We start from the raw sequence: 1382 nt of genomic DNA on the forward strand, positions 1-1382 counted from the left end.
GCATCTGTGCAGAGCGACCCGTTGTTGAGGCTGCTTGTGCATTTTGTTTTATTCTCTATCAGGGGGAAGTATTTAAGCCCAGTAATACCGGACGCATCATCGCAGATCTTATCCCTGACAATTATGCTTTCCAGTGGCAACGTACCGAGCAGGAGGCTGCTTTGCGCGATCTATTGGAGAATCCAGATTACTTTCCTATCGTGGTCTTTCCTCATGAGTATGCAGAAGCTGATCAGTGTATTCGAAACCCGGTTGAAATAGAGAGTCAAGTGCATGGCAAGAGGCCTTTATTTATTATCTTAGATGGAACTTGGCGAGAGGCTAAAAAAATGTTTCGTAGTGCTTATCTTCGGCCTTTTCCTGTGTTGGGGATTAGCCCTGAAAAGGTGTCAAATTATCAGCTGCGCGAAGCATCACAGGATCATCAGTTATGTACGGCCGAAGTGGGTGTTGAAGTACTGAAGTTGGCGGGTGAGCATGAAGCTGCGCAAAGCTTGGATAAATACTTTAAACTCTTTCGAGAGCGTTATTTGGCGGGTAAGGCGAATATCATTCTTAAACGCTAATATTGTGTCTTTAATCTAAGGTTAATAATGTGACAGAAATAGTCGAATTCAAACTAACGCTCGATGAAAGTAATTGCCACATTAAGGCAAGCCAGATACTCGCCAGTCATACGAATCTCTCGCAAGCCAAGATAAAAGACGCCATGCAAAAAGGCGCTGTATGGTTGCATCGAGGGAAGGGGAAGCAGCGTTTAAGGCGAGCTAGTAAGGCGCTAAAGGCTGGTGATGAGCTTGAACTTAATTATAACGCTGAAGTTCTCAGGCAAGCTATCCCTGAACCAAAGTTGATCCATGATGCTTATGATTACAGTATTTGGTTCAAACCCTATGGCCTGAACTGCCAGGGAAGCCGATGGGGAGACTTTGCCAGTATTAATCGTTGGGTAGAAGTAAACCTTGCTAAGCTTAGCAATACCCATGAACGACCTGTCTTTCTAGTCCATCGGTTGGACAGAGCAACCACGGGTTTAATGGTTTTATGTCATAGTAAAAAAGCTGCGCAATGCTTTAGTGAGATGTTTAGTCAGGGGAGGGTTGATAAACGCTACCAGGCAATTGTGCACGGTGATTTTTCTATCTTCCCGCAAGACTATGAAGTAAATAGCCCTGTGGAGGGTAAAGCCGCATGTAGTATGTTTTCTTATGTTGAAGGTAAGGGCGAGTATTCCCTACTTGACGTTAGATTACTAACGGGCCGCAAGCACCAAATTCGCCAACACATCTCCTCCTTAGGCTACCCGATTGTTGGCGACCGGCTATATGGTAAATCATGTGACACGGAAGCTGAGGGTGTTAGGGATCTGCAATTGCAGTCGG

The 1382-nt window shown here is 45.2% G+C and carries 2 protein-coding genes; both read left to right on the top strand.

All coding sequences use genetic code 11. The annotated features are described in order from the left end of the window. Positions 1–566 (top strand): tRNA-uridine aminocarboxypropyltransferase (locus A3729_RS17610; RefSeq protein WP_068634127.1); only part of this gene is annotated, 566 nt, incomplete at its 5' end. Between the two features lie 29 nt (positions 567–595). After that, on the top strand, positions 596–1382 hold a 787-nt coding region (locus A3729_RS17615; protein WP_068634128.1), incomplete at its 3' end, for an RNA pseudouridine synthase.

This window comes from Oleiphilus sp. HI0043, assembly GCF_001634935.1.